Annotated in this window: 2 tRNA genes and 1 rRNA gene; all 3 read left to right on the plus strand. The window is 42.5% G+C overall.

The features are described from left to right. The first annotated feature begins 15 nt into the window (after nt 1–15). A tRNA-Ile gene (locus ACEWB7_RS17300) sits at nt 16–92 on the plus strand. A 45-nt stretch (nt 93–137) separates the two neighbouring features. Further along, nucleotides 138–213 (plus strand) — tRNA-Ala (locus tag ACEWB7_RS17305). Nucleotides 214–645: 432 nt separating this feature from the next. Further along, nucleotides 646–751, plus strand: a 23S ribosomal RNA gene (locus tag ACEWB7_RS17310); the annotation flags it as partial.

Consider the following 751-nt stretch of genomic DNA (forward strand, 5'->3'; position numbering starts at 1 on the left):
TGACGATGTATCTGAGGGTCTGTAGCTCAGTTGGTTAGAGCACACGCTTGATAAGCGTGGGGTCACAAGTTCAAGTCTTGTCAGACCCACCATCTGCCAGAAAACAGAAAATCAGAACATTGACTTATTGATAAGCTGGGGACTTAGCTTAGTTGGTAGAGCGCCTGCTTTGCACGCAGGAGGTCAGGAGTTCGACTCTCCTAGTCTCCACCAAATTTCAAGACAAGAAAAGCATGCTTTTCCTTGAAATTTAAGCAAGAAGCTACGCTTCGCGCAGTTGAAAGACTACGTAATAAGCAAACGGTTTGATAGCTTATAGAGCTTAGTAAGAAAGCGGCGTATAATGCGCGGCATTGTTATTAACCTCTGTGATTTATCACAGTAATGCAATCCGACGAGGATGCATTAAATCATTAACAGAATATATTTGAGTTGAAATAATTTGTTCATACTCATGAAAGAGCGGAAACAAGAGGTCGCAAGATTGACTGTTGAAGTGATTGAATGAGAACTAGCGAAATTAACTGAATCAAGCGTTTTGGTATATGAATCTAATTGAAGCTGTACAGTGATTAAGTTCACAAGATCGCAAACAACTACGTTGCTACACTGACTTGTAGGTGTAACGACTGTTTGGGGTTGTATAGTCAAGTAATTAAGTGCATGTGGTGGATGCCTTGGCAGTCAGAGGCGAAGAAAGACGTGATAGCCTGCGAAAAGCTCCGGGGAGGCGGCAAATATCCTGTGATCC

Source organism: Acinetobacter sp. NIOH-H-8 (assembly GCF_046635365.1).
GTDB lineage: Bacteria > Pseudomonadota > Gammaproteobacteria > Pseudomonadales > Moraxellaceae > Acinetobacter.